Raw genomic sequence first — 26,143 nt, 5'->3', positions numbered from 1 at the left:
CGGTTCAGGGCGTAGCGGGATCGCGTCGCACCGGCGCGGGCGCGTCCTGCCAGCCGCCGCCCAGCGCCTTGAACAGGCTGATCTGCGCATCCGATACCGCTGCGTCGGATTGCGCCAGCGCCGTGCGGGCATCGGCGCGGTCGCGTTCCGCCTGGATCAGCAACAGGAAGCTGTCGGCGCCATAGTCGAAGCGCAGACGGGAAAGCCGTGCGGCCTCGGTACTTGCCTGTTCCGCGCGCACCAGCGCGGCGTTGCGATCCAGGGCGCCGGCATAGCGGGCGAGCGCCTGCTCGACTTCCCTCAGCGCGGTCAGCACCGTTCCGTCGAAGCGGGCGAGCGATGCATCGGCGCCTGCCCTGGCCTGGCGGACACGCGCGCGGGCGACCGTCATGTTGGGGAAGTTCCAGGAAATCAGCGGGCCGAGTGACCAGGAAATGCCGGCCGGCTTGAAGATGTCCCCGGGTTTCCGTCCGCCGAAGCCGACCGAACCGAGCAGCTGGATCGAGGGAAAGAGATCGGCGACGGCGACGCCGACCCGGGCGGTATCGCCGGCCAGGGTGCGTTCGGCGGCGCGGACGTCGGGTCGGCGGGCAAGCAGGGCTGCGCCGTCGCCGACCGGGACGGTCACCGTCACCCGTGGCGGGGCAGTGCATTTGTCCGCATCGGCGTCGATCGCCTCGGGCGCGAGACCGGTCATCGTCGCCAGTGCATAGAGCGAGGCGCGGCGTTCGGCCTCGAAGGTCGGGATCTGCGCCTGTGTGTTGGCGAGCAGTACGTCGGCCCGCTCGACGTCGCTACGTGTTCCGCGCCCGGCATCGAACAGGGTCCTGGTGAGGTCGAGCGTCTGTTGCTGCAGCTTCACCGTCTCCAGCGCGACCGTGCGCTGCGCCGCATTCGAACAGGCCTGGGCATAAGCGCGCGCCGTTTCCGCCGCGACCGAGACGCGCGCGGCGTCAAGCTGCGCGGCTGCTGCATCGGTGTCGCCGCGTGCCGCCTCGATCGCGCGGGTCACGCCGCCGAACAGGTCGATCTCATAGGAAGCGTCGAAGCCGAGGGAGTAGAAATCGGCCTCGAACGACTTGCCGGTGGGGCTGGTGACTGCCGGGGTGCGGCTGCGCGTCGCCTGGGCACTGAGGCTGGTGGTCGGCAAGCGCGCGCCGCGCTGCTCGGACAGGACGGCGCGGGCCCGGGCGAGGTTCGCCGCCGCCGTGCGGATGTCGGTATTGTGCGCCAGCGCGTCGGTGACGAGCCGGTCGAGCACCGGATCGGTATAGAGCTGCCACCAGTGATCCGGCAGCGGCGTCGCGGCGATGCTGCTGGTTCGTGTCGTCTCGGCAAAGCCGCCGGCCGCCGCCGATGGCGTGGCCGGGCGGACATAGTTCGGTCCGACGGTGCAGGCGGAAAGGGCGAGGGCGGTCGCCAGTATCCCTGTTGCTTTCCCCGGCGCGAGCCGGTGGCCGGTTGGGAGGGCTTTTGAAGAAGCGCGCGTCATGCGGGCTCTCCCGCAGGGTCGGCTGGTGGCGCGGCCGGCTTTGCGCGCCGCACCTTGCTCGAAACCCAGTCGCCCAGCTTGCGGCTGATGACATAGAAGCTCGGCGTGAACAGCAGGCCGAAGGTGGTGACGCCGATCATGCCGAAGAACACCGCGACGCCAAGCGCCTGGCGCATCTCCGCGCCGGGGCCGGAGCCGATCACCAGCGGCAGCACGCCGAGGATGAACGCGATCGAGGTCATCACGATCGGGCGCAGGCGCTGCTCGGCGGCATGCTCGGCGGCGGCGTGCATCTCCATGCCGTTCTCCTCGTTCTGCCGCGCGAATTCGACGATCAGGATCGCGTTCTTCGCGGCCAGGCCGATCAGCACGACAAGACCGATCTGGGTGAGGATATTGTTGTCCCCGCCCATCAGGTTCACGCCCAGGATCGCCGCGAGCAGGCACATCGGCACGATCAGGATGACGGCGAGCGGCAGCACCACGCTTTCGTAATTCGCCGCGAGCAGCAGGAACACGAACAGCACGGCCAGGCCGAACACCAGCCCGGCGGTGTTGCCCGCCGCCTGTTGCTGGAAGGCAAGCTCGGTCCATTCGAAGCGCATGCCCTTGGGCAGCGTCTCTTCAGCCAGCTTCGCCATCGTGGTCAGCGACTGGCCGGACGAGAAGCCGCGCACCGTGTCGCCCTGCAATTCGGCCGAGGGATAGAGATTGTAGCGCACCACCCGATAAGGCCCGCTGTCGTTCTTCAACGTCATCACCGCGTCGAGCGGGACCATCAGGCCCGCCGCCGAGCGCGTGCGCAGATGGCCGACATCGGATACCTGGTCGCGATATGGTGCATCAGCCTGCGCGGTCACGCGATAGGTGCGCCCGAGGAAGTTGAAGTCGTTGATATAGGTTGAGCCGAGATAGGTGCCGAGCGTCGAGAAGACATTCTCCACCGGCACGCCAAGCTGCTCCGCCCGCTCGCGATCGATATCGGCGAACAGGCGCGGGGTGCGCGTGTTGAAGGTGGTGAAGGCGCTGGTGATGCCCGGGGTCTGGTTCGCCTTCATCATCATCGCGAAGGCTGCGCCCTCAAGCGCCTTGAGGCCGAGATTGGTACGATCCTCGATCAGCATCTTCCATCCGCCGCCGGTGCCGATCCCGCGCACGGGCGGGGGCGGCACGACCAGGATGTTGCCGCCGTTGATCGCACCGAACTCGCGGCGCAGTTCGTTGGCGATGGCGTCGGCATGCTCGCGGTCGGCATGTGGCTTTAGCGGGATGAACATCGCGCCGGCGTTGGGCGCGGTGGAGAAGGTGGCGCCGTCGAGGCCGGCAAAGGCGACGGTCGCCTGAGTCCCCTTGTTGGCCAGCGCGATCTTCGCCGCCTGGCTCATGATGCCGGTGGTCCGCTGGAGCGAGGCGCCCGGCGGAAGCTGGATGACCGCGATGAGATATCCCTGGTCCTGTGCCGGGATGAAGCCGGTCGGCGTCGCGTTGAAGCGCCAGCCGGCCAGCCCGATCAAGCCGAGATAGACGATGCCGACCAGCACCAGCGCGCGGACGGCGCGCGCGGTGAACCTGCCGAAGCGTTCGCCCAGCCGCTGGAAGCCGTGGTTGAAGCCGCGCGCGAACCGGCCGGGCCAGCCGAGCACGCCGGGTCGTGGCTCCGCCTCGTGCTTGGCCTTCAGCACTATCGCGGCGAGCGCCGGCGACAGCGTCAGCGAGACGAAGGCGGAGATCACCGCGGCCGACACGATCGTCAGCGCGAACTGCTTGTAGAATGCGCCGGAAATGCCGGGGATGAAGCTGGTCGGGATGAACACGCCGCACAGCACCAGCGCGATCGCGATCAGCGCGCCCGACACTTCGTCCATCGTCTCGTGTGCCGCATCGCGGGGCGACAGCCCCTTTTCCTCCATCAGCCGCTCGATATTCTCGACCACGACGATCGCGTCGTCGACGACGATACCGACCGCCAGCACCATGCCGAACAGCGACAGGTTGTTGAGGCTGAAGCCGAACAAGGCGAGCATCGCCAAAGACCCGACCAGCGACACCGGCACCGCGATCAGCGGGATGATCGTCGCGCGCCAGCTTTGCAGGAACAGCAGCACGACCAGCGCGACCAGGACAATCGCCTCGATCAGCGTGTGATACACCGCCTCGATCGACGCCTGGATATATTCGGTCGGGTTGTAGGGGATGCTGTACGCCATCCCCTGCGGGAAGCCCTTGGACGCCTCGGCGATATCGGCCTTGACCGCTTCGGCGGTGGTCAGCGCGTTGGACCCGGGCAGCTGGGTGATCGCGATGCCGATCATCGGCTTGCCCGAAAGGAAGGCGTTGATGCCGTAATCCTGCGCGCCGATCTCGACGCGAGCCACATCGCGCAGGCGCGTCAGCCGGCCCTGGTCGTCGCGCTTGACGATGATCTCGCCGAACTGCTCCGGATTGGCGAGCCGGCCCTTGGCCTGGATGCCGAGCTGGAAGGCGGTGCCGCCCTGGTTGAACGGCGGTGCGCCGACTGATCCGACCGCGACCTGGGCGTTTTGCGCGCGGATCGCGGCGACGATCTCGTCGACGGTCAGGTTGCGCGACGCGGCGCGATCGGGATCGATCCAGACGCGCATATTATAGTCGCGCCCGCCGAACGCGCGCACGCCGCCGACGCCGGGGATACGCGCCATGCGGTCGATGATCTGGGTCGTCGCATAGTTGGAGACATATTGCTGGGGCAGCGACCCGTCGGGTGAGGTGAGCGCGATCACCATCAGGATGTCAGGCGAATTCTTCAGCACCGTGACGCCGACCTGGCGGACTTCGGCGGGCAGGCGCGGTTCGGCGGTGGAGACCCGGTTCTGCACCAGCACCTGCGCCTGGTCGACATTGACGCCCTGCTTGAACGTCACCGTGATCTGCAGCGATCCGTCGCCGGTCGCCGACGAGGACATGTAGAGCATGTTCTCGACGCCGTTGATCGATTCTTCCAGCGGCGCAGCGACGGTTTCGGCCAGGGTCTCGGCGGTCGCACCGGGATAGGTCGCGCTCACCACCACCGTCGGCGGCGCGATCTCGGGATATTGCGCCACGGGCAGGCCGGGATAGGCGACCAGTCCGAACACGACGATGAGGATTGACATGACCGCCGCGAAGATCGGTCGTTCGATGAAGAAATGGGGAAACTTCACCGGGTCAGTCCGCCGTCGCTTCGGCCGGTGGCGGTGCTGTGTCCGGTTGTGACGTCGGCGCGGTATCCGCTGCCTGCGGTTTCATCACGACTTTCTTCGCCGTTACCGCCGCGCCGGGCTGCAAGGTCGTGATGCCTTCGATCACCACCTCGTCAGTCGGGGCAAGGCCGGTCTTGATGACGCGCAGGCCCTCGACCTGGGGGCCTGTTTCAACCGGCCGCGGCGATGCCTTGCCGTCCTTGCCGACGACATAGACGAGCTTCCGTGTCTGGTCGGTGATGATCGCCTCGTCCGGCACCAGCATCGCCTTGTAGGTGCCGGAGCCAAGCAGGCGCGCGCGGCCGAACATGCCTGGTGTCAGGAACCCGTCTGGATTGGGCACCACCGCATGGGCGCGAATCGTGCCCGAATTGGTGTCGATCGCATTGTCGAGGAATTCCATGCGCCCGCGCCAGCGATAGCCGCTTTCGTCGGCAAGCTGGATCTCGACCGGATTGGGCGTGCTGCGGGAGGAGCCGCGCTCGCCCTTGCGGTCCTGGCGGAGATATTTGAGGTAGAAGCTCTCTGCGCCCTCGAACGAGAACCAGATCGGATCGGTCGAAACGACGCGGGTCAGCACGGTCTGGCCCTCGGTCGCGAAATTGCCCTTCGACACGCGGCGGTCGGAAACCAGCCCGGTGATCGGCGAGCGAACGGTGGTGAAGCCGAGGTTCAGCCGCGCGTTGCTGACATTGGCCTGTCCCGCCGCAAGGTCGGCCGCGGCGCTGCGGACATTGGCCTGCTTCGTCTCATATTCCTCCTTGCTGATCGCCAGGGCGGCAAGCAGCTTGTCGGCGCGGGCCAACTCGGATCGGGCGTTGATCAGCGCGGCGTTGGCCTTGGCGACCTGCGCCTGGGCCTGGCCGAGGGCGGCTGCATAGGGGCGCGGATCGATGATGAAGAGCGCCTCGCCGGCCCGGACATGCTGCCCGTTGGCGAACAGGATCCGGTCGATCGCGCCGGAGACGCGCGGACGAAGCTCGACATCCTGGATCGCCTCGAACCGACCGACATATTCGTCCCAGTCGATCACGTCGCGTTGCAGCGGCACGGCGACCGTCACCTGCGGTTTGGGAGGAGCGGGCGGCTTGCCGCCGCCGGAACAGGCGGCCAGGGCAAGCGCGGCAACGGGGATCAGGGACGCGGCGGGCCAGCGGAAGGCAATCGGCATCGGCGGCTCATCCCCTTAACGGCCAGCGCTCTTTCCGGGCATCCCCCAAATGATCCTGGGTCTCCCGCCCGGCGTACATTCCCGCTGGAAGTGCGAACATTGCGACTCATTTGCAAGGGTGATCCAACCGTTCTGACCACCAGTTTGTCAGTAACATATTTCAAAAGAAGGAGAACTTTCTTTCTGCTTTGTTTCTGACGGGAACGCTCGGGTCGGGAGACGGCCGCAGGACCGATCAGCGACCGTTTTTCCGGGCGCCTATTCCTCCAGCTCGCCAAGCGCGGGCACGGTGAAGCTGAACATCGCGCCTCCCTCCAGCCGGTTGGTGGCGACGAGCGCGCCGCCATGCGCCTCGACGATCCGGCGCGAGATGGACAGGCCGATGCCCATCGACGGGCCGCCCTTGGTGGTGGCGAAACGCGAATAAAGACGGTCGGCCATCTCCTTGGGCAGTCCGGGGCCGCTGTCGCAGACGGATATCTCGACCATGTCCTCCATCATTCGCGAGCCGATGATGATCTCCCGCGCGCCGTCGGCCTGCCCGCGCAATGCATCGACCGCGTTGCGCAGCAGGTTGACCAGCACCTGCTGGATCTGGATTCGATCGGCGAAGATGGTGTCTGCCGCCGGGTCCAGGGCATAGGTCAGCTGGATATCGAACTGGGCGGTGCCGAACAGCACCAGCTCGACAGCCTCGCGGACGACGGTTTCGAGGGATTCCACGCGCATTTCACCTTCGCGCTTGGCCAGGAAGTCGCGCAGCCGGCGGATGATCTCCCCGGAGCGCAGGGTCTGCTCCTCGCCGAGGCGGAGCAGGTCGGCGATGCGGCCGCCATCCTCACCGCGCTCGATCAGGATGCGCGCGGTGGCGAGGAAATTGGCGGTTGCGCTGAGCGGCTGGTTGAGCTCGTGCGCCAGGTCGGCGGCGAGCTCGCTCATCGCGTTCTGGCGGGAGATGTGCGCCAGTTCCGAATTGAGATCGCTCATGCGCTGTTCGGCGGCGAGCCGGTCGGATACGTCGCGGATCACGCCGGTGAAGATATGTTCCCTGCCCAGCACTGCCTCGCCGATATTGACCTCGATCGGGAACAGCGTCCCATCGGCGCGGCGTGCGGTCAGCTCCCGCGTCGCGCCGATCACATGGCGCTCGCCGCTCGCCAGATAGCGCGCGATCGACGCGTCATGCCCGGCGGCGATCGCATCCGGCATCAGGAACTTCACGTTGCTGCCGATCGCGGTAGCCGCATCGATCCCGAACATCCGCTCGGCGGCGGGGCTGAAGCTGCGGATGATGCCCGTGGAATCGATCATCACCGTCGCATCCGGGATCGTCTCGATGATCGACTGGAGCTGCGATGTCGCTTCGCGCTCGTCCCGCTCGGTCACATCGGCATTGGCGCCGATCACCGTATCGAGCTGGCCGTCCGCATCGTAGAAGCAGCGCGCGGACCCTTCGATCGTGCGCACCACGCCATTGGCCTGGCGGAAACGGTATCTGAAGCTGACGCGCTCGTCCCGATTGGTGACCGCGCGTTGCATCGTCTCCATTACCCCCTGGGCATCGTCGGGGTCGACAAAGGCATACCATTGGTCGAAGGTCGCCAGCCCGCCGGTGGGCAGGCCAAGGCGCTGTTCCGATCCGGGCGACCATTCGAGCCGGCCGCTTTTGACGTCCCATTGGGACACGCCGAGCTGATGCGCGTCGGCTGCCGCGGCGAGCCGGCTCTCGCTCAGTCTCAGCGCGTTTTCGGTGCGCACGCGCTCCGATATGTCGAGCATCCTGAGCACCAGCAGCGGCTCGCGATCCGGTCGTTCGTGGATCCGGGTACTTTCAAGCACGCTGATCTCGCTGCCGTCACGCCGCCGCTCGACCAGCTCGCGCTCGGCCGACCCTGTCGGCCGGAGCGGCCCGACCTGGCAGTCCCTGCCGTGACGTGAGTGCAGCAGCTCGTATTTCTTGCGGCCGATCGCTTCGTCCGCCGGCCAGCCATAAAGCTGCTCGCAGCCGCGCGACCAATAGGTGATCTCGCCGTCCGCCCGGGTCAGCGCGATCGCCGCGACGTCAAGCGCCAGCGTGACCTCGTTGAGTTCCTCCTGCTGCCGCCTGAAGCGATCGGCCGACAGCCAGAGCAGGAAGCCCAGGATCGCCACATTGCCAAGCATCGCCAGCAATTCGGTCTCCGGCAGCGCGACCGGCCCGGCCCCTGCGCCCCACCGCGCGGCCAAAGTCGGTATGACCGGCAAGGCGATGACCAGTGGCAGGATCAGCCAGTAGAGCGGGCTGCGCGTGCGGTCTGGCGAAAGCAGCACGGTCCAGCCGGCATCGGGCCGCCACAGCAGGAACGCGGTTGCCAGCGTCACGGTAATCAGGCTGCCGGGCAGGGGCGCGACGAACATGTGCAGGATGGTCGCTTCCTTTCCCGGGCCGACGAAAAGCAGCAGCAGGGTGGAGGCGACACCGAAGCAGAAGGCAGCCGAGGCGAACAGGTTGGCCAGTTCCGCCCAGGCGTGGTTCCGTCGCCCGGCGACAAGCAATGCGAGGCCGAGAAAGCCGAAGGTGGCGATCGAGTTCGCGACCGGGCGCCCGGGATAGACCCCGCCGAACTGGCTGACCTGCCCCGGGAAGAGCAGCCGGTCGATGCCCGGCGTGACGCCGGCGACATTCTCAAGCAATATGCAGGCGGCGATCAGGATCGGGATGGCGAGGAGAAAGGGCGCGGCCCGGTGCTGCGCCATCGTCGCCCAGAAACCGGCCGCGAGAAAGATGTAACCGACCGCCGATAACGGCCACATCGGATAGCCGGTGACGCCGAAACTCTGGAGCGCGGGCGCATCGAACACCCATCCGGCAAATGGTATGCCGCTGAACAACCCTGCTGCGACGATAAGAGTAAGAACAATCTTCCGTTCCGTGGACCCACCGTGCCCTGGACGTGCATGCGATTGTTGTCGCAACCTTTTCGCAGCTCCTCAACCCGGAAGAACATCCCGGAAGGTTAACACAGGTCAGGGGTCCAGGCGAGATTGGCGGGCAGCGATAGTCCGGTCATCTGAACCGATATGGTTGTTCTTTGCGTGCGGCTTAGCTGAGCGAATTGCTCTCCGACTCACCGAAAGAAGGTAAAGCGGAAATTAGGCATATCGGGCGAGAGGGGCCGAAAATTGCTCGATTCACTCTGAATCGGTTGCATTTTAGTTTGAGGCGCGCGCCGTTTCTCTGTCAGCATGCGCGCGACGGCGTGTCGCCGTCGCGCCAACCGGGGGGAAGGCGGGATGACGGGCGGCGAGCCGCGTTACGGGGCATTTCTCAGCTATAGTCACAAGGATGCGGGTGCGGCGCGCTGGCTGCATCGGCGTCTTGAATCCTATCGCATCCCACGCCGTCTCGCCAGGACCGGCACCGCCCGCCCGGCGCTACCCCAACGGCTCGGTCCGATCTTTCGCGATCGCGAGGAACTCGCTGCCGGCCATGATCTGAGCGAAGGGGTGCGCGCGGCGCTCGCGCGGTCGGATGCGCTGGTCGTGCTCTGCTCGCCCGATGCGGCGGTGTCGGTCTGGGTCGGGCGGGAGATTGCGGCCTTTCGCGAGCTCAATCCGGGCAAGCCGGTCTTGGCCGCGATCGTCCGGGGGGACCCGGCTGATTGTTTCCCTGAAATGTTACGGGAAGGCGCGGACGGCGCGGCGCTTGAACCGCTCGCCGCGGATCTCCGGCCGGAGGGGGACGGTCGCCGTCTCGGCCTGCTGAAGCTGGTCGCTGGACTTGCCGGCATCGGCCTCGACGCGCTTGTCCAGCGTGACGCGCAACGCCGTATTCGCCGCGTGATGGCCGTCACGCTCGCCGCCGCAGTCGCGGTGATAGCCATGGCGGTGTTGACGATCTTCGCGCTCTCTGCCCGTGCGGAGGCCGATCGCCAGCGCAAGGAAGCCGAGGGACTGGTGGAATTCATGCTGACTGATCTGCGCGACAGGTTGAAGGGAGTGGGGCGGCTCGACGTCCTCACCGCCGTCAATCGGCGCGCGCTCGGCTATTACCGTCAGCAGGATGTGGCGGTGCTGCCGGCGGACTCGCTCGAACGGCGCGCACGCATCCTTCACGCGATGGGCGAGGACGACGAGCGGCGCGGGGATTTCGATCGCGCGCTCGCTCAGTTCGACGAGGCGTCGCGGACCACCGCCGCGCTGCTGGCGATCGCGCCGAACGATCCGCAGCGAATCTTTGCCCAGGCGCAAAGCGAATTCTGGATCGCTTCGGTCGATTATGAGCGCGGCAATCTCGTGCGGGCGAAGACAGGGTTCGGCCGCTATCGGGCGCTGGCGGAACGTTTGATCGCGATCGACCGGCACAACCCGGACTGGTTGAAGGAAGCAGGCTATGCCGAGGGCAATCTCTGCTCGATCGCGCTGAAGCAGCCGCGGGATGTCAATGCGGCGCTGCGTGCCTGCACCGCTGCGCTCGCCTGGATGGAGGCCGCCGCCCGCCGGACCGGTGACCCTTCTGCCATGATCAAGGATCTGGCGAACCGCCATGCCTGGATGGCGGACGCCTATCGCGCCGCCGGCGACTGGCCGGACGCGGTGCGCCACCGGGACAGTGAACTCGCCTTGCTTGATCGCCAGCTTGCGCGCGATCCGGCGAACGTCAAATTCCGCGCGGCGCGTCTCTGGTCGCTGCGTGGCCGGGCCAAGATCGATCTGGATACCGGCCGGACCGATGCCGCACGCGAGCGGCTGACAGCGGTGCTCGGACAGCTCGATGCACTCATCCGCCTCGACCCGGCAAATATCGAGTGGCGGCAGGTTCGGACCCAGATCGTGAACGAAATCGACGAAAGCCGCGCGCAAACCCCGAAGGAGTAAAGACAATGGCGACAAAGCCCCTCTGCAACATGAGCACCTTCAGGCCCGGAAGATATTTCGAGCAACACGAACTGAGCCCAGTCGGACCGATCTCCTATGATTACGAGGTGACGCGCTCTTTCCTCATCAGGGCGGAGACCAGCACGAGGGCGGGGCCGCTGGATGATCTGACCATTTCGATCTACCCGTTCGAGGAGTCCGTTCCCGACGTGGGGACGCCTCATATGGGGGCGAAGACGTGGAGGGACGTCTTGCAGCACGTCCTGAATTCGCAGCCATTTATCGGGGTTACATCACTTGACTTCTCGCTCGCGGTCAGGTCGCGCGTGATCTTGCTGCTTGCGGGAAAGTTCTGGCGATTCTCCAACACTATGGCCCCGATGACGACCAAGTTCGATCTGGGCACACAATATTTCGATCTGCTACGACACAAGCTGGACGAAAAGGGTAACGCGGTCGAAGCCGGCCCGACGGATGATTGCCAATGCATCTCGTTTTTCGCCGATCAACCATGTCCCTCTGGCCTGAATGTCGCTCACGGATTCAGTCTGAACATAGAACTGGTCAACGGCGGCAAGGTCCTTCTGCCGATGACAATCGATCCGGATATCGAGAACAAGGGCGGCGATTGATTCCTTCTCCGCGTCTCTTCGCCAGATCGGCGCCGCGGAAGGCGCGTGCAGCTTCATGGAATGCCGATGCCAGTTGACAAGCAGGTCCTGCTCTCGATCATCACCAATGCCCGTGCCGGGGCCCTGGATCATGCCCGGTTTCTCTTCGAACAGGCCGGCCTGGCCGCGATAGTCGACGATGCCGCCGTGCTGAGCGTAAAGGGCCGCCTGCTCAAGGATATGGCCGGGCGCATGGCGGGCACGGCGCGGCTCCAGCTCTATGCCGACGCGGCCCAGGCCTATCGCCAGGCGGCTGATGCCGGCGGCGGCACCTATCCGCTGATCAATGCGGCAACGCTCTCGCTGCTCTGCGGCGCGGAAGCGACGTCGCGAATGCTCGCCGGGGAAGCGCTCGCGCGCGTCGCCGCACATCCCGACGAACCCGAAACCCCCTATTACCGCGCCGCCACGCGCGCCGAGGCGCTGGTCCTGCTCGGCCGGAAGGAAGAGGCGCAGGCTGCGCTTGGGGAGGCGGTTGCGCTCGCGCCACTGGCCTGGGAGGATCACGCATCGACGCTCCGCCAGTTCGCGATCATCCTTGATGCGCTGGGGCAGGACTCGGCCTGGCTCGACATGCTCCGGCCGCCACGTTCGCTTCACTTCGGCGGACACATGGCCTTCCGGGCGCATTCCGGGGCGACCGCGCTTACGCACAATGTGGCGGCGGCGCTGGAGGATGAGCGGATCGGCTTCGGCTATGGTGCCCTTGCCGCGGGCGCTGACATCATCATTGCCGAGGCGTTGCTCGATCGCGGTGCCACGCTGCACGTCATTCTGCCCGGTGGGGTAGCGGGGTTCGCCGCGCTGTCGGTCGATCCGTGGGGATCGGAATGGCGCCGACGCTTCGACGCGGTACTTGCCAGAGCCGAGACAGTACGGACGGTGGAACCCCGGACAGTGCCTGACGAGACGATGATCGCGCTCGCCGATGAGATCGCCATGGGCAGCGCACTGGCCAACGCGCGTTTGCTGGCGAGCGAGGCAGTGCAGTTGCTGGTCCTTGCCGATGATGGGGAGAGTCCGGTCGATAGCGCATCGGGGCGGGCGCGAACTGTCTGGTCGCGTGCGGGCCATCGTCAGAAGATTCTGAGTGCGCCGCGCGAAATCGTCGACGGGCCTGCTGCTGCCGAGGGAACTTCCCGTTACCGTACGGCTGTGCTTGCGATCCGCGCGCCCGGTTCCGGAGAAGGGGGCCTTGCGGCTATCAAGGCGGCCCTCGATCGCTGCCCGACACCTGATGTTGCAGCCACCTTCACCGGAAACGAGGTTGTCCTCGCCTATGACGATCTCGCTCTCGCGGTTCAGGCGGGGCTGATCGTGAAGGGGGAAACACTGCGCATCGGTGGCCATTATGGCATCGCCGATAGGGTGAATGATCCCTTTGCCGGATCGCTGCGCCTGATTGGTCGGCCGGTCGATCTCGCCTGCGCCGCCGCGGCGTCCGCGCCCGCGGGAACGATCTGCGTGACCGACGACTTCGCCTCGGCACTTACAATCATCGCACCGGATGCCTCCCGCGCGGAATATGTCGGTGAACTTGCCAGCCCCGCCGGAGAATCGCCGGTCGGCCTGTTCGCGCTCAGGTCGCCCGACCAAGTCCAGTCATAGGATCATCTCCTCCAGCCGCTGTGGCGCCACGACGGTAAGGCAGTCGCCGTCGCGGCGGATGATGCCGCGGCGCTCCAGCGCGCTGATCGTGCGCGACGCCGTCTCGCGCGTGGTCGCGACGCGCAGTGCCAGATCGGCGATAACCGGTGCCGGCCGGATCGTCATCGCCGCGCCGCTGCGTGCCTGGCGCAGCAATTCGGCATGGACCCGGCCGACCGCCGACAGGGCGGTGCGTTCGTACATGCGCTCGGTCGTCTGGCGCAGCCGCTGCAACAGCATTCGGGATAGTGCGAGACCGATACAGCCATAACGCTGGGCCAGCAGGGCGAGATCGCCCGAATCGAGCGTCAGTGCCCGTACCTCGTCCACCGCTACGACATCCGCATCCTGGCGCACGGCTTCGGCTTCGCCAAGCGCGCCGAACAGATCGCCTGGCGCGAATTCGTGGAGCAGCACCAATTGCCCCTCGGCGGCATAGAGCAGTGCCTGGGCGCGCCCGACCAGCAGCAGGAAGGTCAGCGCTAGCCAGTCGCCCTGCCGCAGGATGATCGCCGTCCGCGCATAGGAGCGGAGCCGGCCGCGATCGGTCACCTGCTCGGCGACGTCGGCCGGGCAGGCAAAGACCCTGCTCACAAATATCCTGGCCTCTTCGAGTTGCACCGCGCATTCCCCCGGGGCGTTACCACCATGAGAGACGAAGCGGGTTGCGTTGGCAATCCGTAACGCGCCGTCAACGGGCGCGGCGATCGACCGTCGCTATTTTGTCGTGGCTACCTTGCTGGGCTGGGTCCTGCCGCCGGACGCCTGTCCGCCCTGCTCTGCGCTTTGCGACATTTCGGTGCGGACCTCGTCGGTGCGAATCCGGTCGAGCACGAACCATACCGCCGCTGACAAGAGGAACAGTAGCGCGAAGGTGATCAGCACGGGCACGGCTTCGCTGTCCTGCCCCTGGATCGCCTCTTCGGACTGATCGGTAACTCGCTCGTTCATACGGTCCCCCACATATTTGACAGGCGCAACGGCGGTGCGTCCCGCTGGTTCCCGACGGAAGATGCAGATCGCCCGGCAGCGGGCGCGTTGAGCCTCTGCCACACCGGTGATCGTGGGCCCCCCTAACAGAGCGATGATCGATATGGGAAGCCAAAGACGGTGGGATGGTCCCCGCGGGAGACGAAAATGCGTCGAACCCGACATGGAGCCTGTCCTCGCGGCGTTAGACTTAAGTCTAATCGCGCAGGATTCCTGAGGACATGCCGATTGCCTGCTCGCGGGCGGTTCCCGCCAGCCTCGCAAACGCCTCCGGGGAGGGCGTGAAACTTCCGCCCGGAATGATCGTTCGACCGAAATGACCGGAACCGAATGCACCTGGCTTGCCGACCGCAAATCCTTATCTGATTCCGCCGTACATATGCTTCGCGAATGCTGGTTCCTCGCCCGGAGCCTCGTTCCGGCGGGCAGGGTGCTGCGGCGACGCTTCAACAACCGTGGTGGCGCGCGTATCCTGTTATTGCCCGGCCTGTTCGCCACCGATGCCGCGATGCGGCCGATGCGGATCGCGCTGCGCTATGCGGGCTATCGGCCCTATCGCTGGGGCCAAGGGCGCAACCTGGGGGCTTCGGCCGATATGTTCGACCGGCTCGACCGGCGGCTCGATCAACTGCAGCGCCGGGACGATCGGCCTGTCATCCTGCTCGGCTGGAGCTTCGGCGGGTTGATGGCGCGAGAATATGCGAAGGTCGCGCCGCATCGCGTTCGCGCCGTCATCACGCTCGGCAGTCCCTTTTCGGGCGATCTCAGCGCAACCATGCTGGCGCGCGTCTATGAATGGATCGCCGGGCATCGGGTCGACGCGCCGCCGATCGAGTGTACCCTGTCCGAAAAGCCCCCGGTGCCGACGGTGGCGATCTGGTCGCGTTGCGATGGCGTGATTCCCGCCTCCGCCGCGCGGGGTGCGACGACGGAGGCGGATCACCGGATCGAGGTATCCTGCGCTCATCTCGCCTTCCCTTCGGATCGCGGTGCGCTTGCAGCGGTACTTGACGCGATCGCGCGCTGCTGTCCTGAGGAGGCGATGTCCGTACCGGCCCATCGGCCGGCCTTCGCGGGTGGCGATCTTGTTCGGGGTTTGGCTGCCTGATTTCGCGAACCATCTCCATGTTAAGGCGCCGTGTGACGGCAGCGCCTAGGACGGAACCCTCCAATCCCTTGCGCGCACGTCCGGCGCGGCGAACGACGGAGCCGAAATGACTGCGCCAAAAGACAAGGCAGCAACGGGCGTTGCCGGGCTCGACGACATCACGGCGGGCGGATTTACCCGTGGTCGTCTCTATCTCGTCGAGGGCAGCCCGGGCACGGGCAAGACGACGATCGCCAGCCAGTTCCTGATGGCCGGTGCCGCTGCGGGCGAACGTTGCCTGTACATCACGCTTTCCGAAACCGAGGAGGAACTGCGCGAAAGTGCCGGGTCCCATGGCTGGACGTTCGGCGACAATATCGAGGTGTTCGAGCTGGTGCCGCCTGAAAGCCTGCTCGACGAAGATCAGCAGCAGAGCCTGCTCTATTCCTCCGATCTCGAACTGGGCGAGACGACCAAGCGAATCTTCGAGGCATTCGAGCGGGCGAAGCCGGACAGAGTCGTGCTCGACAGCCTGTCCGAAATCCGGCTGCTCGCGCAAAGCTCGTTGCGTTATCGCCGCCAGATCCTCGCGTTGAAACATTATTTCTCGCACCACGGCTCAACGGTGCTGATGCTCGATGACCTGACCACGGAGATCCTCGACAAGACGGTCCACAGCGTCGCGCACGGGGTGATACGGCTCGAGGAATTGTCGCCCAATTATGGCGCCGAGCGTCGCCGCCTGCGTGTCGTGAAATATCGCGGCCAGCGCTTTCGTGGAGGCTATCATGATTTCGTGATCGAAACCGGCGGGGTGCGCGCCTTTCCCAGGCTGGTCTCGGCCGAACACAAGGGCAGCTTCACCCGCGATCTGGTGCCGACCCGGCAAAAGGCGTTGAACGCGCTTCTCGGCGGCGGACTCGAGCGTGGATCGAGCACTCTCGTCATTGGTCCCGCCGGTACCGGAAAATCGTTGCTGACCCTGACGTTCGTCGCCGATGCGGTCGCGCGGGGCGAACATGCCGCGTTGTTCATCTTCGACGAGGAAATGGGCCTGCTCATGGCGCGATCGAAGGCCCTCGGCATCGATCTGGCGGCGATGGTCGATAGCGGATCGCTGACGCTCGAGCAGGTCGATGCGGCTGAACTGACGCCCGGTGAATTCTCCGAACGGGTGCGCAATTGCGTCGAACGGCGCGAAGCGCGGGTCGTGGTGATCGACAGCGTCAACGGCTATCAGGCGGCGATGCCGGAGGAGCAGGCGCTGATCCTGCACATGCATGAACTGCTGCAATATCTGAACCGCCAGGGCGCGACGACCTTTCTCACCGTCGCGCAGCATGGGCTGGTCGGCGACATGAAGGCGCCGGTCGATGTCACCTATCTCGCCGACACCGTGATTCTGCTGCGCTATTTCGAGGCGGCCGGGCGGGTGCGCCGCGCGATCTCGATCGTGAAGAAGCGGACCGGTCCGCACGAGGATACGATCCGCGAGTTCAGGATCGGCGGCGACGGTATCGCACTGGGCGAGCCGCTGACCCAGTTCCAGGGCGTGCTCCGCGGGGTTCCGTCGCTGATCGGACGGGCGGGTGCCGGGATCGACGAATTCGTCGCCGAATGAGGCCTGCGTGAACCTGACCTCCGCCCGGCGCGCAATCATCCTCGCCCCGCATGGCCGCGATGCGATCATCGCGGCGGAGATGCTGCGCGAGGCGGGGATCGGCGCGTCCGTCGCGGGCGATCTTCCGGCGCTGGTGACGGAGCTTCGCGCCGGTGCGGGTTTCGCACTCGTCACTGAAGAGGCATTGCGTGGCGCCGATCTCCATCCACTCGACGCCTTCCTGCGGGATCAGGAGGAATGGTCTGACTTTCCTTTCATCCTGCTTACTCAGCGCGGCGGCGGGCTGGAGAGGAATCCGGCGGCGGTGCGCCTGCTCGAGACGCTCGGCAACGTCACCTTCCTCGAACGCCCTTTCCACCCGACGACGCTGATCAGCCTCGCCAAGTCGGCGGTGCGGGGCCGGCTCAGGCAATATGAGGCGCGGTCCCGGCTGGCGGCGATCAACGCGAGCGAAGCGCAATTCCGCGCCTTCGCCCAGGCGATGGCCAACCATGTCTGGACCTCGCCGCCGGATGGCAGGCTCGACTGGTTCAACCAGCGGACGCTTGACTATAGTGGCCTGGCATCGGCGGCATTGCTTGGCGAAGGCTGGGCAAGCATCGTCCATCGGGACGATATTGCGGGCGCGGCCACCCTTTGGGCGGCATCGCTCGCCTCCGGTGCCGACTACGAAACCGAATTCAGGATCCGCCGGGCCGATGGCGAATATCGCTGGCATCTGGTCCGCGCTCTGCCGATCCGTGGCGAGGGCGGTGCGATCCTGCGCTGGATCGGTACCAATACGGATATCCACGAACAGAAATTGTCCGAGGCGGAAAGCCTGCGCGATCGCGACCGGTTGTGGATGCTGTCGCAGGATCTGATGCTGGTCTGCGATTTCGACGGCATCATCACCGCGGTGAACCCTTCGGCGACACGACTGCTCGGCTGGAGCGAGGCAGAGATGGTCGGCCGCAACATCGTCGACTTCCTTCACGCCGACGATGTCGCGACCACGGCCATGCAGATCGCCACCCTGTCCGCCGGGGCGACGACGCTGGCGTTCGAGAATCGCTATGCCTGCAAGCAGGGCGGCTATCGCCTGCTCGACTGGACGGCAGTGCCGGATGCCGGGCGCATCCACGCGGTCGGTCGTGACATTACCAAGGAACGCAGCCTCGCGAGGGATCGGGAGCGGATCTGGAACCTCTCGCCCGTGGTGAAGCTGGTCCTGTCGACGTCGGGCGAGGTTCATGCGGTGAATCCGTCCTGGACCAAGGTTCTCGGCTGGAGTTCGGAGGAAACGGTCGGCCGCAAGATCACCGATTTCGTCGCGCCGGAGGAATTACCGAAAAGCAGGCTCGCCCTGGAGGAACTGTCGGGCGGTGCACCATTGCTTGAGGTCGAGCGAATCTATCTGAGCAAGGATGGCGGCCGCTGTCGCCTGGCCTGGATCACCGTCGCCGATGGCGGCACGCTCTACAGTTTCGGGCGAGACGTGACCGCCGAGCGCGAAGCTGCGGCAGCGCTTGCCGAAACCGAAGCGGCGCTGCGCCAGTCGCAGAAGATGGAGGCGGTGGGCCAGTTGACCGGCGGCATCGCTCACGACTTCAACAATCTGCTGCAGGGCATCACCGGCAGCCTCGAGATCGTCCAGCGACGATTGGATTCGGGGCGGCCAGAGGGGATCGAGCGCTTCATCGCCGGGGCTACCAGCGCCGCCAACCGCGCTGCCGCGCTTACCCACCGGCTGCTTGCCTTCTCGCGCCGCCAGCCGCTCGACCCCCGCCCGGTGGATGCCAATCCGCTGATAGCGTCGATGGAGGATCTGATGCGCCGCACGCTTGGCGAGCATATCGACCTCGACCTGGTCCTCGCCGAGGATCTGTGGTGGACCCTGTGCGACCACAACCAGCTCGAAAACGCGATCCTCAATCTCGTCATCAACGCGCGCGACGCGATGCCCGACGGCGGCAGGCTGACGATCGAGACCTCCAACGCCGATTTCGACAAGGGGTACACCGACCGGCATCGCGATCTGGAGCCGGGCCAATATGTCTGTATCCGGGTGACCGATACCGGGAGCGGGATGGACGCCGATACCATTGCCCGTGCCTTCGAGCCGTTCTTCACCACCAAGCCGCTCGGCCAGGGCACGGGCCTCGGCCTGTCGATGATCTATGGCTTTGCGCGCCAGTCGGAAGGGCATGCCACGATCGAGAGCGAGCCAGGCGTCGGCACCGGTTTCAGTCTGTGCCTGCCGCGCTATGCGGGGGTGGTCGAGGCTGAGGAGGCGGCGCCCGAAGGAACGCCCGTTACGCCCACCGACGCGGCGGAGGTGGTGTTGGTCGTCGAGGACGAGCCTGTCGTGCGCGGGCTGATCGTCGAGGTGCTGACTGAACTGGGCTATCGGGCGATCGAAGCAGGCGACGGTCCCGAGGGACTTGAACGGCTGCGTGCACGTGGCCGGATCGACCTGCTGATCACGGATATCGGGTTGCCGGGACTCAATGGCCGCCAGATCGCCGACGCTGGTCGAGAGCTTCGCCCCGGCCTCAAGGTGCTCTACATGACCGGCTATGCGGAGAATGCGGCGCTCGCGCCGGGGTTTCTCCAGCCCGGTACCGGGATCATCACCAAGCCCTTCGCGATGGAGACGCTGGCGACGCGGGTACGCTCGATCATCGAAACGCCGGTCGAGGCTCCGGTCCACGCCCCGGCGCATGCGATGCCGTAGCGCAGTCGGCGGGGGAATCCGTTCGGGCTCTTTGCGAAGGGAACGACCATCAACGCATTGCGCCAAATCAGTCGCACCCGATGTCTGCCGCTCCCCGATGTCTGCCGCTCGATGCCGTCAGGCCAGCGGGCACATCCCCGTTCGCATCACAGGCGTGCCGTTGGCAAACCAGCGGCTTGAATCCTGCATCGTCGCGGTGTCGTGATAACAGGCCTCGCCCGTGCCGATCGCCGGATCGAACCGGAACGTCCAGTTGAGCCCACTGCAATCCCGTGCGTTGCAGCCAGCCGCGACGACCTTGCCGTCCTGCGCGAAGATCGGCTTTTCCGGCTCTCTGGTTTCGCTGAAATGCGCCCGGATCGCGTTGTCGCGCACTGCCTCCGCCAGCGCCTTCGATACATCGGTGCGATCGAAGAACAGCACGCCGCCGACCGGATCGTTAGGGAACTTGCCGATATAGGCGGTGGCCGGTGTCTGCGGCGTCTGCCCCGGCAACGGAGTCGCGGCAACTTCGCGCGGCGGCACGAAGGTGGTGGTGGCATTGGCTGGCCCCACGCCCTCGCCTGGCCCGTTGCCGCATCCCCCGAGCAACAGGATAGCGAAGAGGATCGGGGTGGCGCGGGTGCTGAAACGACTGGTCATGATCGACCAACGCCCCGCCTGGCCCGGCGGGTCCGCAAAAAAATCGGCGGTCAGATGGCGCGCACGCCACCTGCCAGCCATCGCGCGCAGATCGGACCGAGCTCTTCGGCGCTGCGCGTCTCGTAGTCGGCGATGTCACCCGGGCTGAGCATATCGCGCCATCGGCCATTGATGCCCTTGTTGATGAAGGTCTGCGCGCCACCGTTCCAGAACGCGCCGCCCAGCGGCGCGACCCGGGCCGCATTCGCCTTCATCCAGTCGAAGCCGCAATGCCCGACCATCGCCGGGAAACGTGCCGGATCGATCCGGATCTCCAGGAAATCGGCGATGCGCTTCATCTCGCCCGGCAGGTCGCGCCTCAGATCCTCGAAATGCAGCAGCAGGACATTGGGCTGGTCCTTGATCGCCCACCAGCTTCGCACATGCTCCCAGAACGGCCAGAAGGGGTCGCCGTCCTTGTCGAGCCAGGTGCGGAAATAGCGAACGATATCGGGATCGGCCTGCGGGACCGGCGGGCCGATGCGGCCGGGGCTGTCGTTGAGCGCCGCATACCAGGCCGGCGTCGCATTGGCGTGGTGGTTGTGCAGGCTCCACGCCACGTCGCGGCCGTCGCGGGCGACATAGATGTATCTTGCCTTGTGGTCGAACAGCAGCGCGTCGACCGGCAGGTGCGTCTTCAGGAAACGGCGATGAGTCTGCGCCTCGACCTGGCGCAGCGTCACTTCCCTGGGCGGGACACGCAGGTCGAGCCAGGGGGACAATTCGGCGATGTCCAGGTCGGGATCGCCGTCGAACAGCAGCTGGCCGACGATCTGTTGAACCCAGGTGGTGCCCGATTTGGCATAGGTCGCGATGACGATGTCGTCGTCACGGAACGCGAAGTCGTTCCAGATGGTCGAGTCGACATGATGGTTGTGAATCTCGCGCGTCTTCACGGGCGCGCGAGAGGCGAGTTGCGTTGCCATTGCTGCTCCGGTGCGGAAAAAGAAGTCGCGTCCCGGTGCTGGAAAGGGCTGGCCTCGCCAATGCCGTTGCGCTCAGGAATCGACCAAGCGACCGGAGCGCTGCGCATCGCGGGGACGGTGTCGGTTTGCCGTCCCCGCGATGGGCCTGTTATGCCTTGTCCGCCTGGTTCTCGCGTTCGGCCGCGATGGCCGCCTTCTCCGCCGCGCCGATCGGCTCCCATTCCGCCCCGCGCGGTTCGGTGGTGGTGAAGGGCTGGCCGGGGCGGTAAAGGACGCCCCCGGTATAGACGTCGTGCGGCGCGGTGTAGGTCCTGGGCTGCTTCATGATGCTGCTTCCCTTCGCGCTCACGGGTTGGTCTGGTTGCCTGCGGTCACGCCGGCGGTGATCTTGCCCAGCGTGGGCGCGGTGCCGGCAACGGTGTATTTCAACCGCAGATAGCGTTCGTCGGTGCCGACCGGCAGCTCGTCGGGCAGCAACAGCTTCGCGCCTACGGCCAGGTCGGCCAGCGCATAGGCGGGCGAACTCCACACCGTCTTCGGCGAGGAGAAGCCGGCATTGTCGTCGGTCTCGATGCCGATGGTCAGCGAGGTCAGGTTGTTGAAGCTCTCGACCACGCTCGCGCGGATCGCGATCTCGCGACCCTTGCCGACATCGCGGGTGATGGCGGCGGCACCGCCGAACACGGTGCCGGTCGCGCCGAGATCGATGATATTGGTCGATGCCGCCGTGGCGGTAACCGCCTGGGCGTTCGAGAACAGGGTGGTTGCGTCGAAGATCATGATGGTTCTCCTGGTGTCTCGGAACAGCGCCGCCGTGGCCGTTCCCCCCGCGAAGGCGGGGGGCCAGCGTCACGGGCGTTGCGCTGCTTGGTTCTGGATCCCCGCCTTCGCGAGGACACGGCATGCCGCTTCGTTGAATGCCTAGCTGACCACGCTCTCCGCGTTGATCAGCGCATCGGTCTCGCGGATCGGCATGCCGCGATAGGACAGCACTTCCTCGCCCTGCAGCTCCATCGGCTTCAGCATCAGCGCGCCATTGGCCGAGTTGGTGCCGAGCGCGTCGAGTGCCTGCAGCATGTCTCGGTTCATGTAGATGACGGTGCGGCCCTGCGCCGCGACATTCGCTGCCATCTTGGCCGCGCGGCGGCCCTGCAGCTTGTAACAGGCCTGGCGCATGAAGCCGTAGAGGTCGACCGTGCCGGCAAGCACGTTCGACACGTCGATATTCGCGATCCGCGCATTGTAGCGCCAGTCGCGCACCGCCACGCCGACATGCTGGCGGAACAGTTCCTCCTTCACATAATAGATGTTGCCGCTGCCGTCGGTGGTGCGCTGCTCGCCCTTGTCCTCGCGCGTGACGCCGGCCTTGGTGCCCTTGGGGTGAATCAGGGTCGTGTAATCGTCGCCCCAGGTGACGAACCAGATCGAGGTATTGTCCGACTGGACACCACCGGCGTTGACGATCTGGTTGCCCGCGCCGCCACCGCCAAGCGAGGAATAGCGGGAGGCCAGGCCCTTGAACTTCTCCGGCGTGGTCGTGGTGTTGTGGTAGAAGAAACCGCGCGACACCTCCTGCGCCATCGCCTCCAGATAGGCGCGGCCTTCCGACAGGCGCACGCCGCCGGGATTGTCGGAGATTTCGAGCAGCCTGGTATCGACGGTCGACAGACCCTCGACGAAACCGGTCGTGTCGTCGACCTGCTGGGTGGTCGACTTGGACTGCGGGATGCCCTGGTAGAGCCGGCCCCACGCCACGTCGGGCAGGCCGGTGCGGATGGTATGACGGTGGACGGTGCCCATGTTGCAGGGCGCGGTCACCGCGTCCTCCATGATCGGGTTGAGCTGCCGCAGCACCTCGACCACTTCGCCGAGCTGGCCGTCGGCGCCGCCGGCGCCCTTGTAGAGATCGATGAGATTGAGGAACGAATTGCCGATGGTTGCCATGTCTTACCCTCCTTTGGGTGTGTCTTCGGGGTAGAGCGTCTCCGCCCTGTCTCGCTTCGAATGGTGGATGCCCGACGAGCGTTCGAAGCCGTCCTCGCCGATCGCCTTGCCGACCCGCTGGAAGGCGCGGATCATTTCGGGGTGGTTGCCCAGCCCGCTCTCGTCGAGCAGCGTACGGAACGCGCTGCCCTTGCCGAAGCCGAGGGCGTCGAGCGCCTTGGCCGCAGTGCCGATGGTGGACGTCCAGTGCTGGCCACCGATCTCCGGATCGTTGCGCGCGCTGTCGAGCCACGCCTTGCGCTCGGTCTGGACCTGGCCGAGCATCTGACGGTTGTGGCGATCGAGAACGCCTTGGGCGAACTGGCCCGCCACCGGCATCAGCTTGTTGGCCTGTTCGTTGGAAAGGCCGAGCTCGCGGAATACCGGCGTCGCCAGTTCGATCGCGACGGGGTCGAGGGTCAGGCCCTCGGGCGCGATGAGCTGATATTGGTCGGGGGTTCCCGCATCGGTGTCGGGCGTGTCGCCCTCATCGTCCTCCGGGAGGTCTTCCCCGCCATCGGCGACTTCATCGCCAAGCGCGGAAGGTTCGAAATCGTCGAAGCCATCATCCGCCTCAGGCGGCATCGTCTCCGAGTTCTGCATAAGTGTTTCGTCGTTCAAGGACATTCTCCTTGCGCCCCGAATGCGCCAGTTCGTGCAAGGTTTGAATCAAGGTCGCGGCGGGAATTCCGCCGGGCAGCGCGACCGGCTGCGCCGCGTCGAAATCACGCAGGATCTCAAGCGCGAGCGAGCGCCGGCCCTCGAGATAGAGGTGGCGCCCATCGGCGATATTGGCGGCGGTCTCGAACACCCCGGCGCTCTGCACGAGCGACAACAGGAAGCGGCGAAACGGCGCGCTTTCCAGCAGGGTGAGCTTGTCGGTCTTCTCGATCATGGGGTGCTCGCCGAAATTCCCTCTCCCCTTTTGGGGGAGAGGGAAGGGGCCCGCGCCGAAGGCGTGGGAAGGGTGAGAGGGAGTGAGGTTCGGGACCTCCTATGCTTTATCCGTCACCCCGGACTTGTTCCGGGGTCCATGGTGCGGCCAGAGCGTCGGGTCGTGGTGCGTGCGGACCGATGGCCCCCGGGACAAGTCCGGGGCGACGAGGAGGATGCGGCTATTGTCCCGGCTCCGGCCCCTGTCCGGGTGCCAGCCCCGCCGGCCCACCCTGCGGCCCCGCCATCTGCCCGAGCATCTGCATCGCCGCCGCGCCGTCCTTGGCTGGCCCGGCCATCGCGGCCATCTTGGCCATTTGCGCTTCCTGCTCGCGGCCCTGGCGCAGCTTGCCCGCATCCTCCACCGACCGGATGATTCTCGGCGGTGCCCCGGCGCGATCGGCATAGTCGTCGACGATCGCATCGACATCCAGCCGGTCGGCCGCCTCCGGGAAGCGCCCGGCCAGATTGCCGACGAACGCCACCGTCCGCTCGATCTGGCCGAGCCCCACCATCCGCTGCATCTGTGCCAGGATCGACACGAAATCGACCTTCACTGGCTCACCCTGGAGATGGTCCGGCGCCGGCGGCAGCAGGCCGCGCCGAGTCATGATGCCGAAGGTCCGGTCGATCGCCACCTCAAGCTTCTCGTTGTTCACGCGCTCGATCACGGGGCCAAGCTGGGTCAGCTTCTCCTCGTTGCGGCTGGCGATCTCCTCCACGTTGCGCGGCTGGATGCCGTCCATATTGGTGATCGCCATGAACAGGTCGGCATAGGTCAGCCGGTCGATCGCCTCGGCGCAGCGGTTCACATCCTCCATGATCGCGCCGATCGCCGCCGGGTTGATCATATAGGGCACGACCACCCCGGCCGCGTCGACCGCCGAGGCGGAGACGACATTGCCCGCCTTGCCGGTCAGCTTCACCGTGGCGGGCACGATCTTCTCGGGCCGGATCAGGAACTCGGTCGCCTCGGTCTTGCGCTTGGTCTGCAACTGCAATTCGCGCATGTCCGGCAGTGCATCGAAGCCGGGCGAGGTGCCATAGGTGTCGCCCCCGGTCGTGTCCCAGCGCGGCGCCCAGAAAGGCTGCTCCTCATAGCCGGAGACGCGCAGCACCCGGTCGGCGCGCCCGTCATTCTCGTCCCAATAGACCGATCGCCAGGGCTTGCCCCGCGCGGTCTTCACGCCCGGCACCCGGTCGTCGTTCGGCTCGATCGCGTGGACTACCGGGATCTGCTCGTCATAGCGCCCATTGGCGTGGCAGTTGCGCACGAAGTCGCTGGCCGTCTCCAGGCCGAACGACTGCACCACCTGGTGCACCGACATGGAACAGCGGCGATACAGCGTGTCCGGCACCATCGCGTCGCTCAGCGCGGTCCAATATTCGCCGGCGGTCAACGCGTGGCACACCGCGCCCTCGCGATCATGCTCCACCATCACACAGGCATCGGTGCCGAACAGCCCCATCTCGGCGTACCCGGCCTTGACCGCGCCGTAGAAATTGGTGCCCGCCAGAAAGGCGTACATCCGCTGCTCGACCTCGCTCAGCCAGGCCTTCACCGCGCCGTCGCCCGCCAGATCGGTATCGAACGGCGTCAGTCGGAACCACGGGCGCGAGGGCGAGGAAAGCCCGCTCGTCATGCCGCCGGTCAGCGTGCGGAAGCTGAGGATCGCCCGCGCGTTATAGATGGCTGAATTGCCCCGCCGGAAATTGCGGTTGTTCTCGGATGTGAGGAAACGCGATCGGGAAGGCTGCGCGTATTTCGCGATCTCCGCCCATTCGGCTTCATAGGGCTGGCGGGCCGCTTTCAGCGCTGAAAGGCGCCGGTTGCAGCGCTCCTTGAGGGAGACGTTGGGGAGCGCGGGGCCGGGCATCAGCCGCCCAGCACCGTCGTGGTCGACGGCCCCGATCCTTGTCCGAGGAGACTCGAGAAGACGGACGTCATCATCGCGCGGCGACGACGAACGCCATCCTCGACCCTCGGTGCGGTGGAGCCGCCATCGGGCAGCTTGAGCGCCTGGCGCTCGGGAATTTCTTGCGGCTTGGGGGGCTTTGGCATGCACATGCAGTGCGGAATAGGGGCTTTGGGGAAGGGTTTGAATCGAGGGGCGGGTTGCAGGGGTGGGCAGCCCGTCAGGTCGGTGAAC

General features: G+C 66.0%; 21 protein-coding genes. 6 read left to right on the top strand and 15 right to left on the bottom strand.

Going from position 1 to position 26,143, the window contains the following annotated elements:
* Positions 1-4 precede the first annotated feature (4 nt).
* The 4 genes from P0Y59_15270 to P0Y59_15255 all read right to left on the bottom strand — a co-directional run bounded on the left by P0Y59_15270 (position 5) and on the right by P0Y59_15255 (position 8,722).
* A complete protein-coding gene (locus P0Y59_15270; protein WEJ98304.1) occupies positions 5-1,492 on the bottom strand; it encodes a TolC family protein in 1,488 nt (495 codons plus the stop codon).
* Positions 1,489-4,671 (bottom strand): multidrug efflux RND transporter permease subunit, encoded by a 3,183-nt coding sequence (locus tag P0Y59_15265; protein WEJ98303.1) that lies wholly within the window; start codon positions 4,669-4,671, stop codon positions 1,489-1,491. The genes P0Y59_15270 and P0Y59_15265 overlap by 4 nt, the downstream gene beginning before the upstream one ends.
* Before the next feature lie 4 nt (positions 4,672-4,675).
* Positions 4,676-5,881, bottom strand: a complete 1,206-nt coding sequence (locus P0Y59_15260) for an efflux RND transporter periplasmic adaptor subunit (GenBank protein ID WEJ98302.1) — start codon at positions 5,879-5,881, stop codon at positions 4,676-4,678.
* Between the two features lie 258 nt (positions 5,882-6,139).
* The gene (locus P0Y59_15255) at positions 6,140-8,722 is read right to left on the bottom strand and encodes a PAS domain S-box protein (protein WEJ98301.1); all 2,583 of its coding nucleotides are present in this window, start codon (positions 8,720-8,722) and stop codon (positions 6,140-6,142) included.
* A gap of 432 nt (positions 8,723-9,154) precedes the next feature.
* On the opposite strand from P0Y59_15255, the gene P0Y59_15250 reads away from it, so the two are divergent.
* From P0Y59_15250 to P0Y59_15240, 3 genes are all read left to right on the top strand, one after another.
* On the top strand, positions 9,155-10,738 hold the full coding sequence (locus P0Y59_15250) for a toll/interleukin-1 receptor domain-containing protein (protein WEJ98300.1): 1,584 nt from the start codon (positions 9,155-9,157) through the stop codon (positions 10,736-10,738).
* 5 nt (positions 10,739-10,743) lie between these two features.
* Positions 10,744-11,370: a hypothetical protein gene (locus tag P0Y59_15245; GenBank protein WEJ98299.1), complete on the top strand. Its 627-nt coding sequence runs from the start codon at positions 10,744-10,746 to the stop codon at positions 11,368-11,370.
* A 66-nt stretch (positions 11,371-11,436) separates the two neighbouring features.
* Positions 11,437-13,017 carry a hypothetical protein gene (locus P0Y59_15240; protein ID WEJ98298.1) on the top strand — a complete coding sequence of 527 codons (1,581 nt, stop codon included), beginning with the start codon at positions 11,437-11,439 and terminating at the stop codon, positions 13,015-13,017.
* On the opposite strand, the gene P0Y59_15235 is transcribed toward P0Y59_15240, so the two are convergent.
* Positions 13,012-13,650, bottom strand: a complete 639-nt coding sequence (locus P0Y59_15235; GenBank protein WEJ98297.1) for a Crp/Fnr family transcriptional regulator — start codon at positions 13,648-13,650, stop codon at positions 13,012-13,014. The two genes, P0Y59_15240 and P0Y59_15235, sit on opposite strands and share 6 nt — an antisense overlap.
* Before the next feature lie 123 nt (positions 13,651-13,773).
* Positions 13,774-14,007 (bottom strand): hypothetical protein, encoded by a 234-nt coding sequence (locus P0Y59_15230; protein WEJ98296.1) that lies wholly within the window; start codon positions 14,005-14,007, stop codon positions 13,774-13,776.
* A 355-nt stretch (positions 14,008-14,362) separates the two neighbouring features.
* Between P0Y59_15230 and P0Y59_15225 the strand changes: the two genes are divergently transcribed.
* The 3 genes from P0Y59_15225 to P0Y59_15215 all read left to right on the top strand — a co-directional run bounded on the left by P0Y59_15225 (position 14,363) and on the right by P0Y59_15215 (position 19,470).
* Positions 14,363-15,154 (top strand): alpha/beta fold hydrolase, encoded by a 792-nt coding sequence (locus tag P0Y59_15225; protein ID WEJ98295.1) that lies wholly within the window; start codon positions 14,363-14,365, stop codon positions 15,152-15,154.
* Positions 15,155-15,260: 106 nt separating this feature from the next.
* Complete coding sequence (locus P0Y59_15220; protein WEJ98294.1) at positions 15,261-16,754, top strand: ATPase domain-containing protein; 1,494 nt, start codon at positions 15,261-15,263, stop codon at positions 16,752-16,754.
* 7 nt (positions 16,755-16,761) lie between these two features.
* Positions 16,762-19,470, top strand: coding sequence for a PAS domain S-box protein (locus P0Y59_15215; protein ID WEJ98293.1), 2,709 nt, complete (start codon positions 16,762-16,764; stop codon positions 19,468-19,470).
* A gap of 117 nt (positions 19,471-19,587) precedes the next feature.
* On the opposite strand, the gene P0Y59_15210 is transcribed toward P0Y59_15215, so the two are convergent.
* The 9 genes from P0Y59_15210 to P0Y59_15170 all read right to left on the bottom strand — a co-directional run bounded on the left by P0Y59_15210 (position 19,588) and on the right by P0Y59_15170 (position 26,055).
* Complete coding sequence (locus tag P0Y59_15210; GenBank protein WEJ98292.1) at positions 19,588-20,193, bottom strand: hypothetical protein; 606 nt, start codon at positions 20,191-20,193, stop codon at positions 19,588-19,590.
* On the bottom strand, positions 20,163-21,077 hold the full coding sequence (locus P0Y59_15205; protein ID WEJ98291.1) for a sulfotransferase domain-containing protein: 915 nt from the start codon (positions 21,075-21,077) through the stop codon (positions 20,163-20,165). The genes P0Y59_15210 and P0Y59_15205 overlap by 31 nt, the downstream gene beginning before the upstream one ends.
* A 148-nt stretch (positions 21,078-21,225) precedes the next feature.
* Positions 21,226-21,402, bottom strand: a complete 177-nt coding sequence (locus P0Y59_15200; protein ID WEJ98290.1) for a hypothetical protein — start codon at positions 21,400-21,402, stop codon at positions 21,226-21,228.
* Positions 21,403-21,422: 20 nt separating this feature from the next.
* A complete protein-coding gene (locus tag P0Y59_15195) occupies positions 21,423-21,857 on the bottom strand; it encodes a hypothetical protein (protein ID WEJ98289.1) in 435 nt (144 codons plus the stop codon).
* A gap of 141 nt (positions 21,858-21,998) precedes the next feature.
* On the bottom strand, positions 21,999-23,021 hold the full coding sequence (locus tag P0Y59_15190; GenBank protein WEJ98288.1) for a hypothetical protein: 1,023 nt from the start codon (positions 23,019-23,021) through the stop codon (positions 21,999-22,001).
* Between the two features lie 3 nt (positions 23,022-23,024).
* Complete coding sequence (locus P0Y59_15185) at positions 23,025-23,681, bottom strand: hypothetical protein (GenBank protein ID WEJ98287.1); 657 nt, start codon at positions 23,679-23,681, stop codon at positions 23,025-23,027.
* Positions 23,635-23,955, bottom strand: a complete 321-nt coding sequence (locus tag P0Y59_15180) for a hypothetical protein (protein WEJ98286.1) — start codon at positions 23,953-23,955, stop codon at positions 23,635-23,637. The genes P0Y59_15185 and P0Y59_15180 overlap by 47 nt, the downstream gene beginning before the upstream one ends.
* A 220-nt stretch (positions 23,956-24,175) precedes the next feature.
* Positions 24,176-25,870 carry a portal protein gene (locus P0Y59_15175; protein WEJ98285.1) on the bottom strand — a complete coding sequence of 565 codons (1,695 nt, stop codon included), beginning with the start codon at positions 25,868-25,870 and terminating at the stop codon, positions 24,176-24,178.
* Positions 25,870-26,055, bottom strand: a complete 186-nt coding sequence (locus P0Y59_15170; protein WEJ98284.1) for a hypothetical protein — start codon at positions 26,053-26,055, stop codon at positions 25,870-25,872. Before P0Y59_15170 ends, P0Y59_15175 begins: the two co-directional genes overlap by 1 nt.
* Between the last annotated feature and the right edge of the window lie 88 nt (positions 26,056-26,143).

Source organism: Candidatus Sphingomonas phytovorans (genome assembly GCA_029202385.1).
In the GTDB taxonomy this organism is placed as follows: Bacteria; Pseudomonadota; Alphaproteobacteria; order Sphingomonadales; family Sphingomonadaceae; genus Sphingomonas; species Sphingomonas phytovorans.
This window is presented reverse-complemented; position numbering and strand designations above follow the sequence as displayed.

What these genes read in the sequence shown, in the direction of transcription:
- P0Y59_15270 (WEJ98304.1), bottom strand. Translation starts at nt 1,492, where the DNA reads ATGACGCGCGCTTCTTCAAAAGCCCTCCCAACCGGCCACCGGCTCGCG.
- P0Y59_15260 (WEJ98302.1), bottom strand. Translation starts at nt 5,881, where the DNA reads ATGCCGATTGCCTTCCGCTGGCCCGCCGCGTCCCTGATCCCCGTTGCC.
- P0Y59_15250 (WEJ98300.1), top strand. Translation starts at nt 9,155, where the DNA reads ATGACGGGCGGCGAGCCGCGTTACGGGGCATTTCTCAGCTATAGTCAC.
- P0Y59_15245 (WEJ98299.1), top strand. Translation starts at nt 10,744, where the DNA reads ATGGCGACAAAGCCCCTCTGCAACATGAGCACCTTCAGGCCCGGAAGA.
- P0Y59_15240 (WEJ98298.1), top strand. Translation starts at nt 11,437, where the DNA reads ATGCCAGTTGACAAGCAGGTCCTGCTCTCGATCATCACCAATGCCCGT.
- P0Y59_15230 (WEJ98296.1), bottom strand. Translation starts at nt 14,007, where the DNA reads ATGAACGAGCGAGTTACCGATCAGTCCGAAGAGGCGATCCAGGGGCAG.
- P0Y59_15225 (WEJ98295.1), top strand. Translation starts at nt 14,363, where the DNA reads ATGACCGGAACCGAATGCACCTGGCTTGCCGACCGCAAATCCTTATCT.
- P0Y59_15220 (WEJ98294.1), top strand. Translation starts at nt 15,261, where the DNA reads ATGACTGCGCCAAAAGACAAGGCAGCAACGGGCGTTGCCGGGCTCGAC.
- P0Y59_15210 (WEJ98292.1), bottom strand. Translation starts at nt 20,193, where the DNA reads ATGGCTGGCAGGTGGCGTGCGCGCCATCTGACCGCCGATTTTTTTGCG.
- P0Y59_15205 (WEJ98291.1), bottom strand. Translation starts at nt 21,077, where the DNA reads ATGGCAACGCAACTCGCCTCTCGCGCGCCCGTGAAGACGCGCGAGATT.
- P0Y59_15200 (WEJ98290.1), bottom strand. Translation starts at nt 21,402, where the DNA reads ATGAAGCAGCCCAGGACCTACACCGCGCCGCACGACGTCTATACCGGG.
- P0Y59_15195 (WEJ98289.1), bottom strand. Translation starts at nt 21,857, where the DNA reads ATGATCTTCGACGCAACCACCCTGTTCTCGAACGCCCAGGCGGTTACC.
- P0Y59_15190 (WEJ98288.1), bottom strand. Translation starts at nt 23,021, where the DNA reads ATGGCAACCATCGGCAATTCGTTCCTCAATCTCATCGATCTCTACAAG.
- P0Y59_15180 (WEJ98286.1), bottom strand. Translation starts at nt 23,955, where the DNA reads ATGATCGAGAAGACCGACAAGCTCACCCTGCTGGAAAGCGCGCCGTTT.
- P0Y59_15175 (WEJ98285.1), bottom strand. Translation starts at nt 25,870, where the DNA reads ATGCCCGGCCCCGCGCTCCCCAACGTCTCCCTCAAGGAGCGCTGCAAC.
- P0Y59_15170 (WEJ98284.1), bottom strand. Translation starts at nt 26,055, where the DNA reads ATGCCAAAGCCCCCCAAGCCGCAAGAAATTCCCGAGCGCCAGGCGCTC.